The 15,050-nt window shown below is 69.5% G+C and carries 20 protein-coding genes and 1 tRNA gene; 14 read left to right on the top strand and 7 right to left on the bottom strand.

Annotated elements, in window-relative coordinates; all coding sequences use genetic code 11:
* The first annotated feature begins 155 nt into the window (after window positions 1–155).
* The 9 genes from ACX9GQ_RS03825 to ACX9GQ_RS03785 all read left to right on the top strand — a co-directional run bounded on the left by ACX9GQ_RS03825 (window position 156) and on the right by ACX9GQ_RS03785 (window position 4,012).
* The gene (locus ACX9GQ_RS03825) at window positions 156–449 is read left to right on the top strand and encodes a hypothetical protein (protein WP_459628215.1); all 294 of its coding nucleotides are present in this window, start codon (window positions 156–158) and stop codon (window positions 447–449) included.
* A 198-nt stretch (window positions 450–647) separates the two neighbouring features.
* Window positions 648–1,148, top strand: a complete 501-nt coding sequence (locus ACX9GQ_RS03820; RefSeq protein WP_459628214.1) for a hypothetical protein — start codon at window positions 648–650, stop codon at window positions 1,146–1,148.
* On the top strand, window positions 1,145–1,669 hold the full coding sequence (locus tag ACX9GQ_RS03815; RefSeq protein ID WP_459628213.1) for a hypothetical protein: 525 nt from the start codon (window positions 1,145–1,147) through the stop codon (window positions 1,667–1,669). Before ACX9GQ_RS03820 ends, ACX9GQ_RS03815 begins: the two co-directional genes overlap by 4 nt.
* A gap of 40 nt (window positions 1,670–1,709) precedes the next feature.
* Window positions 1,710–2,771: a hypothetical protein gene (locus tag ACX9GQ_RS03810; protein ID WP_459628212.1), complete on the top strand. Its 1,062-nt coding sequence runs from the start codon at window positions 1,710–1,712 to the stop codon at window positions 2,769–2,771.
* Between the two features lie 4 nt (window positions 2,772–2,775).
* Entirely contained in the window at window positions 2,776–3,081 is a 306-nt protein-coding gene (locus ACX9GQ_RS03805) for a hypothetical protein (RefSeq protein WP_459628211.1), read from the top strand.
* Window positions 3,072–3,302 carry a cold-shock protein gene (locus ACX9GQ_RS03800; protein ID WP_459628210.1) on the top strand — a complete coding sequence of 77 codons (231 nt, stop codon included), beginning with the start codon at window positions 3,072–3,074 and terminating at the stop codon, window positions 3,300–3,302. The genes ACX9GQ_RS03805 and ACX9GQ_RS03800 overlap by 10 nt, the downstream gene beginning before the upstream one ends.
* Entirely contained in the window at window positions 3,299–3,520 is a 222-nt protein-coding gene (locus ACX9GQ_RS03795) for a hypothetical protein (protein ID WP_459628209.1), read from the top strand. The genes ACX9GQ_RS03800 and ACX9GQ_RS03795 overlap by 4 nt, the downstream gene beginning before the upstream one ends.
* A complete protein-coding gene (locus ACX9GQ_RS03790; protein ID WP_459628208.1) occupies window positions 3,517–3,729 on the top strand; it encodes a hypothetical protein in 213 nt (70 codons plus the stop codon). Before ACX9GQ_RS03795 ends, ACX9GQ_RS03790 begins: the two co-directional genes overlap by 4 nt.
* Window positions 3,719–4,012, top strand: a complete 294-nt coding sequence (locus ACX9GQ_RS03785; protein ID WP_459628207.1) for a hypothetical protein — start codon at window positions 3,719–3,721, stop codon at window positions 4,010–4,012. The genes ACX9GQ_RS03790 and ACX9GQ_RS03785 overlap by 11 nt, the downstream gene beginning before the upstream one ends.
* A gap of 267 nt (window positions 4,013–4,279) precedes the next feature.
* Here the strand turns inward: ACX9GQ_RS03785 and ACX9GQ_RS03780 are convergent, their stop codons facing one another.
* Window positions 4,280–4,627 (bottom strand): hypothetical protein, encoded by a 348-nt coding sequence (locus tag ACX9GQ_RS03780; protein ID WP_459628206.1) that lies wholly within the window; start codon window positions 4,625–4,627, stop codon window positions 4,280–4,282.
* Window positions 4,628–4,842: 215 nt separating this feature from the next.
* Here ACX9GQ_RS03780 and ACX9GQ_RS03775 point away from each other — a divergent pair, with 215 nt between their 5' ends.
* From ACX9GQ_RS03775 to ACX9GQ_RS03765, 3 genes are all read left to right on the top strand, one after another.
* Window positions 4,843–5,010: a hypothetical protein gene (locus ACX9GQ_RS03775; RefSeq protein WP_459628205.1), complete on the top strand. Its 168-nt coding sequence runs from the start codon at window positions 4,843–4,845 to the stop codon at window positions 5,008–5,010.
* The gene (locus ACX9GQ_RS03770) at window positions 5,007–5,354 is read left to right on the top strand and encodes a nucleotidyltransferase domain-containing protein (protein WP_459628204.1); all 348 of its coding nucleotides are present in this window, start codon (window positions 5,007–5,009) and stop codon (window positions 5,352–5,354) included. The genes ACX9GQ_RS03775 and ACX9GQ_RS03770 overlap by 4 nt, the downstream gene beginning before the upstream one ends.
* A gap of 886 nt (window positions 5,355–6,240) precedes the next feature.
* Complete coding sequence (locus ACX9GQ_RS03765; RefSeq protein WP_459628203.1) at window positions 6,241–6,507, top strand: hypothetical protein; 267 nt, start codon at window positions 6,241–6,243, stop codon at window positions 6,505–6,507.
* Between the two features lie 318 nt (window positions 6,508–6,825).
* Here the strand turns inward: ACX9GQ_RS03765 and ACX9GQ_RS03760 are convergent.
* A tRNA-Glu gene (locus tag ACX9GQ_RS03760) sits at window positions 6,826–6,901 on the bottom strand.
* A 196-nt stretch (window positions 6,902–7,097) separates the two neighbouring features.
* Between ACX9GQ_RS03760 and ACX9GQ_RS03755 the strand changes: the two genes are divergently transcribed.
* Complete coding sequence (locus ACX9GQ_RS03755) at window positions 7,098–8,072, top strand: DMT family transporter (RefSeq protein WP_459628202.1); 975 nt, start codon at window positions 7,098–7,100, stop codon at window positions 8,070–8,072.
* Here ACX9GQ_RS03755 and recJ read toward each other — a convergent pair.
* Window positions 8,029–9,831, bottom strand: a complete 1,803-nt coding sequence (recJ, locus tag ACX9GQ_RS03750; RefSeq protein ID WP_459628201.1) for a single-stranded-DNA-specific exonuclease RecJ — start codon at window positions 9,829–9,831, stop codon at window positions 8,029–8,031. The two genes, ACX9GQ_RS03755 and recJ, sit on opposite strands and share 44 nt — an antisense overlap.
* 250 nt (window positions 9,832–10,081) lie before the next feature.
* Between recJ and ACX9GQ_RS03745 the strand changes: the two genes are divergently transcribed.
* Window positions 10,082–10,603: a hypothetical protein gene (locus ACX9GQ_RS03745; RefSeq protein ID WP_459628200.1), complete on the top strand. Its 522-nt coding sequence runs from the start codon at window positions 10,082–10,084 to the stop codon at window positions 10,601–10,603.
* A gap of 77 nt (window positions 10,604–10,680) precedes the next feature.
* Here the strand turns inward: ACX9GQ_RS03745 and glpX are convergent, their stop codons facing one another.
* The 4 genes from glpX to ACX9GQ_RS03725 form a co-directional block, all read right to left on the bottom strand.
* On the bottom strand, window positions 10,681–11,688 hold the full coding sequence (gene glpX / locus ACX9GQ_RS03740; RefSeq protein ID WP_459628199.1) for a class II fructose-bisphosphatase: 1,008 nt from the start codon (window positions 11,686–11,688) through the stop codon (window positions 10,681–10,683).
* 17 nt (window positions 11,689–11,705) lie between these two features.
* Window positions 11,706–13,031 carry a homoserine dehydrogenase gene (locus ACX9GQ_RS03735; protein ID WP_459628198.1) on the bottom strand — a complete coding sequence of 442 codons (1,326 nt, stop codon included), beginning with the start codon at window positions 13,029–13,031 and terminating at the stop codon, window positions 11,706–11,708.
* Between the two features lie 17 nt (window positions 13,032–13,048).
* The gene (locus ACX9GQ_RS03730) at window positions 13,049–14,272 is read right to left on the bottom strand and encodes an LL-diaminopimelate aminotransferase (RefSeq protein WP_459628197.1); all 1,224 of its coding nucleotides are present in this window, start codon (window positions 14,270–14,272) and stop codon (window positions 13,049–13,051) included.
* 143 nt (window positions 14,273–14,415) lie between these two features.
* The gene (locus tag ACX9GQ_RS03725; protein WP_459628196.1) at window positions 14,416–14,904 is read right to left on the bottom strand and encodes a hypothetical protein; all 489 of its coding nucleotides are present in this window, start codon (window positions 14,902–14,904) and stop codon (window positions 14,416–14,418) included.
* Window positions 14,905–15,050 lie beyond the last annotated feature (146 nt).

Genomic DNA, 15,050 nt, shown 5'->3' with positions numbered 1-15,050 from the left:
GCCGCCGCCGGGCGCCTCGTCACCTCCCTCGATAGGCCCCGCCTTAGGAACGTGCTCCGATCTGGCCGCCTCCGGTCCGGCGCTCGACAGGCCAGTACCACCACCGGGGACAGACTCCGGTTTTGTCCGAACGAACCGAAACAGGAGTCCCCGCGATGACGACGATCGACACGGCTCACGACTTCCGCGCCGCCCTCGCGGCGGAGCTCGTCGCGGAGACGGCGAACCTCACGAACCGGGAGGCGTGGGGTCGCATGAAGCGGATCGCCCGCCGTCGTCTGCCGGACGGCGACGCCGACGCCGTGGTGAGCATGGCGTGGCAGGCACGCCGGCGCGCCGGCCTCTGCCACAAGGGCGCACGGGTCCGGAACCCCGATCGGGGCGACAAGCCCCGCCCGACCCGCGCCGTCACCCTGCCGCGGGTTCGTTGGCTCGAGGGCGGACTATGACCGGCGCCCGCGCGTCTTGCAAAAACGCAAGATTGGCCGACGCCGTCGCCCCGGCTAACTCGTGGGCCGCAAGGGACCCTGGCGTTCAAATAGAATGCGGGGAGCCTAACGGCCCGGCCTATCAGCATATTTCGGGGATTCAGATTCCCTGTTCGCTTCGCAATTTTGCAAAGAAGTCTGTCAAAAGGGAGACGATGCATGGCGATCAAGATTGCGGAAACGCTCGGGTCTGGCGACCTGGCGAAGCTCCTCGGCGTGACGCCGCGCTACATCCAGAAGCTCGCGGCGGACGGGGTTCTCCCGCCGCCCGTGAGCCGCAATCAGTACGACACGGCCGCCAGTGTGACGGCGTTCGTCGAGCACCTACGGCGCGAGGCGCGAGAGGTGACGAAAACGGCGGCCGCGTCGCGCGTGGCCGACGCTCGAGCGAGGGAGATCGAGTTGCGGGTCGCGAAGGCCGAGGGCCGGGTTTGTGACGTCGAGGAGGCATTCGGCGCGGTCGACGCGATCGCCGGCAAACTCGTGGAAGGTCTCGGCGCGCTCCCGGCTCGGATCGCGCGGCACGATTTCGCGTTGCGGGCGCGGGTCGAGGACGAATGCCGTCGGCTGAGCAATGAAATCGCCGACGAGGCGCAACGGCAGGCTGACAAACACGCGGCCGGGATCGCGGCCGCGAAGGCGAGGCGCAAGCCCTCGTGACCGTCGAGCTCCTCCGCCGCCTCGAGACCGCCCTCGCCGTCGGGGAGCCGCTGGCGCCCGGCGACGCGGAAGCGATCGCCGAGGCGCTCCATGCCTGGCGTACCGGCCGGGCTGCGACGCTCGACGCGGCGTTCGGGGTTCAGACGGGGCCGGGGCGGCGGAGGCAGGCCACGCGGGCCGCGCTTGCAGGCCGTGACGCGCTCTTGAGGGTCGTCCGCCATCGTCACTACTCCGATCTCCCGTTGAGCGAGGCGGCCCGTCAGATCGCGGCCGGCTTGGCGCGGTATCGGTCGACCGCATGGCGGCGGGAGCACCACCTCGACGCGGCCCCGCCGGAGCGCGCTGGGACGCCGGCGGGGATCTTTTGGCGGATACTGCGCGCCCATGACGCCGATCTCAGCGCGCGGCGGGTGCGGGCCGTGTTGGCCACGAAACCCCCCGTATTCGTGGCCAGCGAGTCGGGCGACTCTCTCGGCGTTTCGGGAGCAAGCCCGCAAGCGCCGCCGGCCGTTTCGGTTTGACCTCCGCCGCGGCCGGTGGCGCGAGTACCAGGAGAACGGCATGAAGCGGATCACCTCCTCCCTCAAGAACGCGTGGGGCTTTCCCTTGCCGAGCCGCGACGACGCCGGCGGCGGGGTCGAGTCCGCCCCGAGGCGCAGCATCTTCAACGTCGGGGATCCCCTGGGCGCGTTGCCGGTGTCCGTGGCAGACCGTTACCGCGTCTTGCTCGACGAGCGCGACGAGGCTCGAGGCATTTGGGAAGTCCGCCGCGATGCGAGCGAAGCGCAGCGCGTCCGAGTCCGCGACGCGGAGCGCGACCTCACGATCTTGCGGGAGGCCAGCGGCCGAAAGGAGTCCGTCCGGCAGTCCGACGGATCTTTGTCGTGGTCACCCGGTGTCTCGCACGAGGAACGCCTCGCCGCGGCAGAGAAGCGCGTCGAGACGGCGAAGGCAGAGTTTGCCCGGTTGAACGCCAGGACCGAGGAAGCGCACGAACGGTATCAGGCCGCGATGCGGGCCGAGGTGCAGGCGATGCGGTACATCCGGGCGCACGCCGACCGTGTGACGGCCGCGGCGCCGGTGACGATCGCGAAGGCGACGCCGGACGCGCTCGCGAAGGTCCTCGAGGAGATCGCGAAGCTCGGCGCCGATCGGCACGAGATCCGGAGCGCGCCCGTCCCGTCGTCTTACGCCAAGGCGCGGATGCGGGCCGAGGTCGACGCGCTCGCCAACGCCGGCCGCCCTGACGTCGGACGGTTGATCGACATCCCCGACGGCGAAATCACCTGGCCCGAGGAGAGGTGCGAAATCTCGAACGGCTCCGGCGCCGTGACCTACGGCCGTCTCCCCGACGCGACCGCTCTCGTCGCCTGGCTTTATCGCGACGATCTCGTCGCCCGGCTTGATCGCGAAATCGAGGACCTGGCCGACGACGGCGCCGCCCTCGACGAACAGACGCGGGCGAAGAAATTGGCCGCGATCGCCGAGGCGACGCTCGCGGCGGAGCGGAAGGCCGTTGCCATCGTTGACTCGCTCAAGGCCGGCGGCCAGTGGGTCGCCTTTCCCGAACATCTGGACGTCCGCGCTCTCTTGCACGCCGACGGGCCGGCAGTGGCGGAGTGACGTCATGACGAGCCGTTTCCCCGACAATCCTCCGCCGCTCGATCTTGCGCACCTCGTCGACCTCGCCCGGCAGCACTGGCCGATAAACGAGTTCCTCATCGCCAAGAGCATCCGCGATCACCAGCGCCGGACCGGCTGCACCCGCCACGAGGCCATGGCGCATCTCGAGCGCGTGTTCCTCCGGCTAGGCGCCCTCCGCGCCACGCAAGGCGGCGATCCGCCGCTCGAGGTGTCCCCCGCCGGCCTCCGGCTCCTCGACGCCGTCCGCGACCTTGTCCGCGCTCTGCCGAGGGTGAAGCCATGCCCGTGACCGAGCGCACGTTGGCACGCGTGGCCAGGATCCAGCGCAACCGAGGTTTCGCGTTCGTAACGAACGACGAACACCGGCGCGGCGTGTTCCTGCACTCGTCGAAGCTCGAGGGGATCACCTTCGAGGAGCTCAAGGAAGGCGAGGAGCTCTATTGCGAGATCGGCGACGGCCGCGACGGCTTGCTCGCCGTGCTGCGCGCCTGGCCCGCGGGGCGCAAATGAAGCGCCGCGGCAAGCTCTCCATCGTCGACCAGGTGAACGGCCGCGTGTTCGTCGACGTCGGCTCGGCCTGGGGTCTCTCGGTGCCGTTAGCGGCGATCGAGCGCGCGGGGCGCACGATCGACGACCTCACCGTCGGCGAGCCCTGCACGGTCAACGTCATCAGCGGCGAGGCCGACCGCGCCATCGTGTCCCGCATCACGTTCGAGGTGAAAAGATGAACGACCGACTCCCGCCCGAGGTCGAGGAGAAGATCAACGACGCGTTGTCCCGAGGCGACTCTGTCGCCGCGAAGGCCGCCGCCCTGGACTTCGTGCTGGCGTGCGGAGAGACGCCGCCGACCGACGCCGACGATCTCTTGATCGCAACGGCCACCACTTTGGCACGGGCGATCCTGGCGCCACACGAGGAGGCCCGTCATGGCCGATGACGCGACGCTCGAACGCCTCGCCCTGGCGTCGGTCGCCGCCGGCGTGTCCCGCGCCACGCCCGACGTCATCGCGGCCGCCCTCGTGGCGCTGGCGGCCGAGCATTCCGAAACCGAGGAGGCGGCGATCGCACGCCTCAAGGCGCTCGTCGCCGCGGCGCAACTCCGACGGGAGTTCGGTTTCGACGGGCCGACCGCGGAGCAAGTCGCACGGGCGCGGACAGCGTACCTCGCCCTCGCCTCGGTGCTTGCGCCGCACATCACGGCGGTCGCGACACCGGCCTAGCACGTTCCTGACCGACCAAGGCGAGCGGCCTCCGGCATCGTTGGCGGGGCGCTCGGTCTGATCGTTTCCCGGTGGTCGCCGATGACCGGGCAGCAACCGTGCGCGTCACGTGGGGGTGGGCGAACTCGACCCGCGCTCGGTTCGTCTGGCGTAGGCGAGACAACATCGGCGGACTATCCCGAGGGCGAGGCGTTATCCCGATCACGATGACTTAATCGGAAATTTTCTGGCGTTAACAGTATCTTAGCCCTCTGATCCCTTCAAGCATCAAGGTTCTGACTGGCAAAAGAGGAGCTCTCGCTCACTGCCCGCGGAGAACGGGAAGATCGGATGCGCTACTATTTCGGCGACGGCGCCGAACAGCGTCAGGCCGCTCCGGCCGCTCCGAGCCTCGGCGTGCTCGACGACGACCTCCCGCTCGCGCTCGAGCGCGGCCAAGCGGGTCCGAACCTCGAGGGGCGCCTCGGCCCGGTCGGCGGCGGCGATCGCCCGCGCGACCAGCCGACGGACCGTGCGGGGCGGGAGGCCGGGGATTCTGGGGAGGAGTTCGGCGACGGCGGCGTCGACGCGCCGTTCGTGTTGCCCGGCGAGGTCGTCGAGAGTCTTCGTGTTCATGGCAAAGCTCCGCCGATGGCGCGGACGGTCGAATCCGCGCATGGTTGCTCGGGAATTTCGTTGATGCGGTGCGGCCTTCGGCCGTCTTTGAACGTTTTCGATCAATGCAGGAAAGTGACGGCGAGGCAAGTCGGTTTCTCCCGACGGCGGCTCAACTGAGAGCCGCCAGGCATTTGCTAGACCTTTCGCCGGAGGATCTGGCGGAGCGCGCCGCCGTGTCCGTCATCACCCTCCGCCGCGTCGAGCGCGAGCACGAGGTTGGCGCGAGCCGAAAGGCGCGAGCGGCCATCGCCGCCGCCCTCGAGGCTGCCGGCGTCATCTTCCTACCGGAGAACGGCGAAGGTGTCGGCGTGCGGCTCCGGAAGCCCGGCGGCGCCCCGTGACGCTCCTCGAGCTCGCCAGGATCCTCGACGATTGGATCGCGCCGGCGCCCGGCGTAGATGGGGTCTATCTGTTCGGGAGCCGGGTCCGCGGGGATCACCGTCCCGATAGCGACGTCGACATTCGGCTTTTCGTCGAACGATGGGGCGGCGACGACGCGACGGCCGATTGGTGGGAGCGCGTGAACGAGATCCGGTATGCCGACCTTGAGGCGAGGTTGCCGGGACCTCTCCACCTAATCCGCGACCCCGACAACGTCGTCGACCCTTTGATCGCCGCCGGCGACGAGGTCTTGAGGGTCGGCCGGTGCGTGTGCGTGCGGACGCCGCGCAAGCCGACTTCATAGCCTCGGGTCTAACGCAATTGAAACGCGGTCAGGCGTAAGAGCAAACATCGCGGCCACAAGACAGAGAACTTACGGTGAGGCAAGAAGCGGACGCGCTTACGTGGGCTATCAGGTTGGTGACCGTCGCCGTCTGGATTGCGGCGTTAGCCTTCTTTTTTGCTGGCGTTTAAGGCTTGACCTAGTGGACGACCGAGGCGCGTGGCGTACGCACAAATACCAATGTCGCTCTTATTCATAATTCATAAACCGGAATGCCCAATCCTTGAGCATGTTCGGCGTCGATTACGCGGCCCATCGTCCTAGGAACGTCGAGCACCCGGCCGGTTATGGCGCGCCACCGGCCACCGCTCTCCCGAATGGCCTAGCTTTGGCTTGCTGACTCTTTCGCAACGTTGGCCGCCTAAGGTGGCCTCGTTGCATCCGTCGGAGGGCATGGTCGTGCTCGAGGAACCGAGCGTTCTTGCCTGGAGTCTGAGGCTTATGGTCGGAGCTCTAGCGCTTGCGACTCTAGGCCGGTTCGTTCTGACGATCTAATCTAAAAACGGCCCCAGAGCCGCCTTGCATCGGATCACCTGGCCGCGTCGGGCAAAAAAAACCCGGCCGCTGATGGCACACAGCATGGCCGGGCAGAGGAGGCATACGTTCGCAAGAGCACCGAAAAAACGCGTCTCCCGCGTGCGGAGTTCCGTTCCCCCGATTAATTTCAATGGCGCGGCTGGGGGGATACTCGACCACACGCCCTAAGGCCGGCCGATCTCTACAGGCTTGCGTGAATACGGCCAGCACCGTCCCGCTGCACCCTTCGCACAACGGCCGGGTTGTGTCTGAACTATGCCAACTTGTCGCAGGGTGCTACCAAGCGGCGGCCTTTCGGTGGGACGGTGCGATGCAGACGCTTCCCGACGATCTTGTTGACGCAGTGGTCACCCATTTCGTCACTCGGAACGACGCTCAGAGCTCGAGCACTCTGCAGGTTGATGTGGGCGAGACGGTCGACGCTTTGGCGGTCGTCGCGGCTCGGTTCATCGCTGCGCTGCCTCCGGAGGCACGGCCAGACCTCACAAAGCGATTTCTCCGGAGCTTTGAAGAAACTCTTATTGCCGAACTCATCGCTGCGATCGAACGCGAAGCCCAACAGGCAGCGAAGAACTGAGGCGCCCGTGTCGCCGCCGGCTCCAGGCTGCCGGATCGAGTTCCTCCCCGAGAATGGCGCGGAGCGGGAGTCAGGCTCCGGAAGCCGGCCCCCTAACGGGCATCGGCGGACCGCGTTCCGAAAAGGAATTTCGGAACGCTCGGCGACGTAGGTCCGCTTTACCGGTGGGGATTTCCCCGCTGGCACCGCCACCCATGACGATGCGGAGAAAGGAATCGCGCCCTCTCGCCCGGCCGTTTCCGGAACAGCGGATAATAGACGAATAGTGGACGAGTTTTCGGGGTGTTTCTGAAAAGCGCAGAAATTTCAGTGAGTTGCTGGCGCGCCCTACGGGACTCGAACCCGTGTTTTCGCCGTGAAAGGGCGACGTCCTGGACCGCTAGACGAAGGGCGCAGCGCGAGCGGCTTATACGAGGCTTCAACGGGGGCGACAAGGGCCGATCGTGGCGGAACGGTACGAACCTTCCCGGGGCGGCTTCCCAGGCGCGAAGGCCCCCTTCGCCACTCGCGCCGGGTCCGGAATCCGTCTATGAGACCGGCGCCGCATGGCGCCCGCGAGTGGGCGCGAGTTCCGACGCCGAAGATCCCTCATGAGCGCCGCCGACGACAGTGCCCGCCCTGCCTCCGCGACGGACGCCTCGCCGGCGTCCGTGTCGACGGGGGGGCTCACGGGCGGTGCGCTCGCGGGCATCGGCATGATGCTGCTGGGCATCTTCCTGTTCGTCGTCAACGACGTCATGGGGAAGTGGCTGGTCGCCACCTACACCGTCGGCCAGGTGCTGCTCATCCGCTCGCTGTTCGCCATGGTGATGCTGGCGCCGATGATCTGGCGGCAGGGTGTCACCACGGTGGCGCGGCCGCCGCGGCCGGGATTGCAACTCCTGCGTGTCGTGTTCTCCACCGTGGAGGTGGCCGCCTTCTACTGGGCCGTCGCGTACCTACCGCTGGCGGACGTCGTCACGTTCTATCTGGCGGGGCCGATCTGGGTGACCGCGCTTTCGGGCCCTCTGCTGGGCGAGAAGGTCGACGCGCGCCGGTGGGCGGCCGTCCTGTTCGGCTTCGCGGGGGTGATCATCGCCATGCGACCTACCGGGGCCACGCTCGGGCTGCCCTCGCTGGTGGCGGTCGCGGGCAGCTTCTTCTTTGCCCTGCTGATGATCACGACCCGCAAGCTCCGCGGCACCCCGGACACCACGCTCGTGACGTGGCAGACGGTGGCAGCCCTGCTCGCAGGCGCCGTCGTGGCGCCGTTCGGCTGGATCACGCCGACACCGATGGACTTCGTCCTGCTCGGCATGCTGGGCGTCGTCGCCGCGCTGGGCCACATGTGCGTGAACCGTTCGCTGAAGCTTGCGCCCGCCGCGGTCGTCGTGCCCTACCAGTACACGCAGATCGCCTGGGCCGTGCTGCTCGGCTGGCTCTTCTTCCGCGACGTGCCGGGCCCGGGGCTCATCATCGGTTCCGCGGTCATCATCGGCGCCGGCTTCTCCATCTTCATGATGGAACAGAAGGCCCAGCGTCTCAGCGCCCGGACGCGTCCGGGCGCGCCACGTCCAGAATCCTGAGCTGCACCCGCTCGCCGCCGTTCCAACGGTTGATGGCGAGCGAGCCGGCGGCATGGATGGTTTCGCCGCGCGACTCGAGCAGGGCCCGGCCGAGCGGCTGGTCGGCGCAGCGGAAGGCGATGCCCTCGACCACCTGCCCGTCGCCGGCCTTCAGGCGGGCGCGCACATGGCCCCGCCCGACCTCGGTGGCGTCGACAAGGCGGTGTGCGGCCATCACGAAGACCGGTTCGGGGTGCCCGGAGCCATAGGGTCCCGCCTGCTCGATGCGTTCGAGAAGCTCCCGCCTGGCGCCCGCGGCGGTGACGGCGGCGTCGATCGCAAGGCCGCGGTCGGCGCGATAGGCCGTGACGGCCTGCGAAAGTCGGTCCTCCATGAATGCACGGAAGCGGTCGATGCCGAGGGCTTCCAGCGTGACGCCGGCCGCCATCGCGTGACCGCCACCCTTCACCGCCAGCCCGCCCGCCACAGCCGCCGCCACGGCACGGCCCACGTCGGCTCCGGGCACCGAGCGCGCCGAGCCGGTGGCGAGGCCGTCCGCTCCCAGGGCGAGGGCGAACACAGGTCGCTGGAACCGCTCCTTGAGGCGCGAGGCGACGAGGCCGACGATGCCCGGATGCCAGTCCCGCGATCCGACCACGGCGACCGCCCCGCCCTCCTCGTCGAGGCCGAGCTGGGCGAGCGCCAGCGCCTCGCCCTCAGCGACCATGGCCTGCTCGGCCGCCTGCCGCTCGCCATTGAGCCGGTCGAGCTCCACCGCGATGCGGCCGGCCTCCACCTCGTCCTGCGTCAGCAGCAACCGGGCCCCGAGGGCCGCGTCGCCGATCCGACCGCCCGCGTTGATGCGCGGGCCGAGAAGAAAGCCGAGGTCGTAGGGGCGCGGCGGTCCGTCGAGGCGGGCGACGTCGGCGAGGGCACGCAGTCCCACCCTCCCCCGCCGTCGCATGACGGCGAGGCCCTGCCGCACGAAGGCGCGGTTCAGGCCGACCAGAGGCACCACGTCGGCAACGGTCGCCAGCGCCACGAGGTCCAGCTCGCCGAGGAGGTCCGGCTCCTCCCGGCCGCTCCAGAAGCCGCGCTTCCGCAACTCGCGATTGAGCGCAACCAGCGTCACGAAGACGACGCCCGCCGCGCACAGCGCGGTGAGGCCGGACAGGTCGTCCTGCCGGTTGGGGTTCACCAGCGCGACGACGTGCGCAGGCAGGTGCTCCGGCGCCTGGTGGTGATCGAGCACGACGACGTCGAGGCCGAGCCGCGCCGCCTCGGCGAAGGGCTCGTGGCTGCTGGTGCCGCAGTCCACGGTCACGAGCAGGGTCGCGCCTCGCACGGCGAGTGCCCGCACGGCATCGACGGTGGGGCCGTAGCCCTCGACGAGACGATCCGGGATGTGAAGAAGGCGCGGCACGCCGCAGCGGTCGAGGTAGCCGGCGAGCAGCGCGGCGGAACAGGCCCCGTCGACGTCGTAGTCGCCGAACACGGCGACCGTCTCCCGCCGCTCCACTGCGTCGGCCAGACGGGCGACGGCGGCCTCCATCGTGACGAGCGAGAAGGGTTCGGGCAGCAGGGAGCGCAGGCGCGGGTCGAGGAAGGCTTCCGCCGCGTCGGCGGGGACGCCCCGGGCCGCCAGGACACGGGCCACGACGTCGTCGAGGCCGTGCGCCTGGACCATGGCCAGTGCCTGTGCGCGCGCGGCGTCGTCCAGCCGGTCGCGCCAGAGGCGACCGGTCAGGGAGCGTTCGACGCCGAGGAATGGACGGGCCATGCCCCTGATTACGCGTGATTCCCGTTCGCGGCCATGCCCGGGGCACGGGCTGTGCACGCCTTTCCGTGCGTCCCCGCTGACGGGACGCTGACGCTTCCCTGACGCAGCGCTGACGCCCCGGTGACGGATGGCTGACGCTCCGCTGACGCTCGCCTGACGAGGCGCGTCAGCCGCGCGCCGGGCGCGATTTGCCATCTTCGGTCTTGCACGGCCGCGACCAAGAGACGGCCAGCTCAAGGGATGTGACCCAATGTTCGACAAGATGATCGCCATCGCCGCGCTCGTGGCCGGCACCACCGCGCTCGGCGCAGCCGCCCTCATCAACGATCGCTCGGCCGCCGAGGGCCCGGTCATGGTCCTCAGCAAGAACGGCGCGGACGACGGGGCCAAGGCCGACGATCGCGGTCGCGGCGGCCATGGCAAGGACGACGGGGCCAACCACACCTCGCTCTCCGGCAAGACCGTCGTCGCCAAGAACGGCGCCGACGACGGCGCCAAGGCCGACGATCGCGGCCGCGGCGGCCACGGCAAGGACGACGGGGCCAACCACACCTCGCTCTCCGGCAAGACCGTCGTCGCCAAGAACGGCGCCGATGACGGCGCCAAGGCCGACGACCGCGGTCGCGGCGGCCACGGCAAGGACGACGGGGCCAACCACACCTCGCTCTCCGGCAAGACCGTCGTCGCCAAGAACGGCGCCGATGACGGCGCCAAGGCCGACGACCGCGGTCGCGGTGGCCACGGCAGGGACGACGCCCCGAACCACGGCTGAGCGGCTGCGCCTGAAACGAAATCGGCCTCCGTCCCGGCGGAACGGAGGCCGTTTGCGTTGACGAGCGCCGAAGGCCGTCAGTCGAGGCGGAACTTCTCGAACTCGCGGTGCTCGCCGTGGATCTTGCGGACCGTGCCGGTGATGGAGCGATAGACGATCGTCTCCGTCTCGATCACGTCCTTCCCGAAGCGCACGCCCGACAGCAGCGCCCCGTCGGTCACGCCGGTCGCCGAGACGATCACGTCGCCCGAGGCGAGCTCGGACATGCCGTACTTCTTCTTCGGGTCCTTCACGCCCATGCCGCGGGCGCGCTCGACCTTCTCGGGCGTGTCGAGGATGAGCCGGCCCTGCATCTGCCCGCCGACGCAGCGCAGCGCCGCAGCCGCCAGCACGCCCTCGGGGGCACCGCCGATCCCGAGATAGAGGTCGATGCCCGTCTTCTCGTGCATGGTGGTGAAGATCACGCCGGCGACGTCGCCGTCGGTGATGAGGCGGATGGAGGCACCCGTCTTGCGCACGGCGGCGATCAGGTCGGCGTGGCGCGGCCGGTCCATGATCAGCACGTTGAGCTCGTGCGGCTTCACGCCCTTGGCCTTCGCGAGGGCATTGATGTTGTCCACCGGCGCCGCGTCGAGGTCGACCACGCCCTCGGGGTAGCCAGGGCCGATGGCGATCTTGTCCATGTAGACGTCGGGCGCGTAGAGCAGCGAGCCGGCCTGGGCCATGGCCATGACGGCGATCGCGCCGGGCATGTCCTTGGCGCACAGCGTGGTGCCCTCCAGCGGATCGACGGCGATGTCGACCTTCGGGCCGCCGCCGTTGCCGACCTTCTCGCCGATGAACAGCATGGGCGCCTCGTCGCGCTCGCCCTCGCCGATCACGATGGTCCCGTCGATCGGCAGCTTGTTGAGCTCGCGGCGCATCGCGTCCACCGCTGCCTGGTCGGCCGCCTTCTCGTTGCCGTGGCCGCGAAGGCGGGCGGCGGAGACGGCGGCGCGCTCGGTGACGCGCACGAGCTCCATCGAGAGGATGCGCTCGATGACGTCCTTCGGCTTGACGTGGATCTCGTTGCTGCTGCCGCTCATAAGCCGTCTCCCTGTCCTTACTCTGTTCCGCGCTCGATCCGGATCACCTGCGGGGGCTCGGCGACGTGTCCGTCCGCCAGGACCGCGGCGAGCGCGCCGCGCACGGCGTCCTCGCTCGTCGCGTAGGTGATCAGCACGACCGGTACCGGAGCGCCCGAGCGTCCCGACCGGTCGCCTGCCACACCGGGAACGCGCCGCTGCACGATGCTTTCCAGCGAAATCTGCCGTTCCGCCATCCGCGTCGCGATGGCCGCCGCGGAACCCGGCCGGTCGAGCACGGAGAGGCGGATGTAGTAGCCGCCCTCGTGGTGCTGCATCGGCAGGCGGGGCGCCGCCTCGAGCGACGCAGCGGGACGCCCGAACGGCGCGATCCGCACGCCGCGCGCCACGTCGGCGATGTCGGAGATCACGGAGGAGGCGGTCGCGGCACCGCCGGCGCCCGGGCCGACCAGCGTCAGTTCGCCCACGACGTCGGCCACGACGTTGACCGCGTTGGTCACGCCCATGACCTGCGCGATGGGCCATGACTTCGGCACCATCGTCGGGTGGACGCGCTGCTCGATGCCCTCGGCCGTCCGCTCGGCCACGCCGAGCAGCTTGATGCGGTAGCCGAGGTCGTCCGCCATCCGCAGGTCCAGCGGCGTGATCGCGCTGATGCCCTCGACATGGATCGCGTCGGCGTCGATCTGCGTGCCGAAGGCGAGGCTGGTGAGCACCGCGAGCTTGTGGGCGGTGTCGAAGCCGCCGACGTCGAAGGTCGGGTCCGCCTCCGCGTAGCCGAGGCGCTGGGCGTCGGCGAGCACGGCGTCGAACGACAGGCCCTCCGTCTCCATCCGCGACAGGATGTAGTTGCAGGTGCCGTTGAGGATGCCGGACACGCGCTGGATGCTGTTTCCGGCAAGCGATTCGCGCAGCGTCTTGACGATCGGGATGCCGCCGGCGACGGACGCCTCGAAGAACAGCCCCGCTCCGCGGCTCTCCGCCAGCGCCGCCAGCGCGGCGCCGTGATGCGCGAGAAGGGCCTTGTTCGCCGTCACCACCGGCTTGCTGGCCGCGAGCGCCGCCTCGACCGTGGCCTTGGCGATGCCTTCGCTGCCGCCCATCAGCTCGACGACGCAATCGACCGTCGCGGTGCGGGCGAGCGCCACCGGATCGTCGAACCATTCGACGCCGGTGAGATCGACCCCGCGGTCGCGGCCCCGGTCGCGCGCGGAGACGGCGACCACCGAGACCGGACGCCCGCAGCGGGCGGTGATGGATGCGCCATGCGTGCGCAGCGCGGCGACGACGGCTGCGCCGACCGTCCCGAGGCCGGCGATCCCGACGCGAAGCACCTCGACCATGCCCGCTCCCGTCCGCCTCAGCCGCGTGCCGCGAGCGGAACGACGTTGTGCAGCGTCTTGTCCGCGGATTCGAGGAAGCGCCGCACGTTGCGCGCCGCCTGCCGGATGCGCTGCTCGTTCTCCACGAGCGCGATGCGCACGTAGTCGTCGCCGTGTTCGCCGAACCCGATGCCGGGAGCCACGGCGACCGACGCCTTCTCGACGAGGAGCTTGGAGAACTCGAGGCTGCCGAGTTCCCTGAAGGCCTCCGGGATCCTGACCCAGGCGAACATGGAGGCATTGGGCGCCGGAAAGTCCCAGCCCGCCTTGCCGAAGCTGTCGACGAGCGCGTCTCGGCGCTTGCGGTAGACCTCGCGCATCTCGCGGATGCAGTCGTCGGGCCCGTTGAGCGCCGCGGTGGCCGCCACCTGCACGGGCGTGTAGGCGCCGTAGTCTAGGTAGGACTTCACGCGCGCCAGAGCCGCCAGCAACCGCTCGTTGCCCACCGCGAAGCCCATGCGCCAGCCGGCCATGGAGAACGTCTTCGACATCGAGGTGAATTCGACCGTCACGTCCATCGCGCCCGGGACCTGCAGCACGGACGGCGGCGGGTCGTTCTCGTCGAAATAGACCTCGGCATAAGCAAGGTCGGAGAGCAGGATCAGTTCGTGCTTCTTAGCGAAGGCCACGAGATCCCGGTAGAAGTCGAGCGATGCCGTGTAGGCGGTCGGGTTCGCCGGGTAGCAGGTGACGAGCGCGATGGGCTTGGGGATCGAGTGGATGACCGAACGCTCCAGCGCCCGGAACATCTCCTCGTTCGGCTCTGCCGGCACGGAGCGGATGACGCCGCCGGCCATCAGGAAGCCGAAGGCATGGATCGGGTAGCTCGGGTTGGGCACGAGCACCACGTCGCCCGGCGCCGTGATGGCCTGCGCCATGTTGGCGAAGCCCTCCTTCGAGCCGAGCGTGGCGATCACCTGCGTGTCGGGGTTCAGCTTCACGCCGAAGCGCCGCTCGTAGTAGCCCGCCTGGGCCCGGCGAAGGCCGGCAATGCCCTTCGACGCGGAATAGCGGTCCGTCCGGGGCTTCCCGGCGGTCTCGACCAGCTTCTCGATGACGTGCTTCGGCGCGGCAAGGTCGGGGTTGCCCATGCCGAGGTCGATGATGTCGGCGCCGGCGTTGCGGGCCTGGGCCTTGATCCGGTTGACCTGCTCGAACACGTAGGGCGGAAGCCGCCTGATACGGTGGAAATCGGTGGTCATCGCCTTCGCTCTCCAGGGCCTGGGCCGGTGCGGCCCCACCGCGGCGCGACGCGGCGAGGTCGGCGCCGTATAGCATCGACCGACCCGGTTGGGCAGGCCCCTCCCGTGGAATTCGGCAGGCCGGGCCTGCCGCTTTCGGCGGATCAGGTGGCGCCGGGCGCCGTCGCGGCCGGCTTCGGCTTCGCCCGGGTCCGGGCCGGCGGGGTCGGCTCGGGCTTGGGCGGGATCACGAAGCGGTCGGCCCCGCGCACCGGTTGGGCCGCGCCCTGCGGCTTCGGGGCCGCGGACGTGTAGGACTGGCCCGGGCGCCGGACCCCGGAGATCGTGCTGTGCTGGTTGAGGGTCGCGTCGAGTTCCGACTCCATGGCCCGGATCTCTTCCGGGCTCTTCGCCTTCTGCCCGCGGGCAGGCGGGGTCACCCCCACGGGGAGGTAGTTGGCGTCCGCCGGGCGCGTCTTTTGCACGAAGTCGGCCGCGGGCGGTGGCGTGGTGGCGAACCCCGTCGCCTCGGCGATGCCGCGGATCGGGCTCTTCGCCTCCCCTTCCCCGGAACTGGTGCAGCCGGTCAGAAGCAGGGCGAGGCCCACGACGGCCGCCGGGGCCCCCGCACGACGGAAGAAGGACGAATGCAAAGGATCGGTCTCCCATGCTGCGATGCAGCACAAATGCCTATGTCGTTTGACGAATTCCATTCGCCGAAACGCGGCGTTACAGGGTTATTATGGTCGAAAGGAACCGCTGGCAGCAAGCTGAGCGGGCCTCCACCGTCGGGAAGGAT

This window comes from Alsobacter sp. R-9 (assembly GCF_054612375.1).
This window is presented reverse-complemented; position numbering and strand designations above follow the sequence as displayed.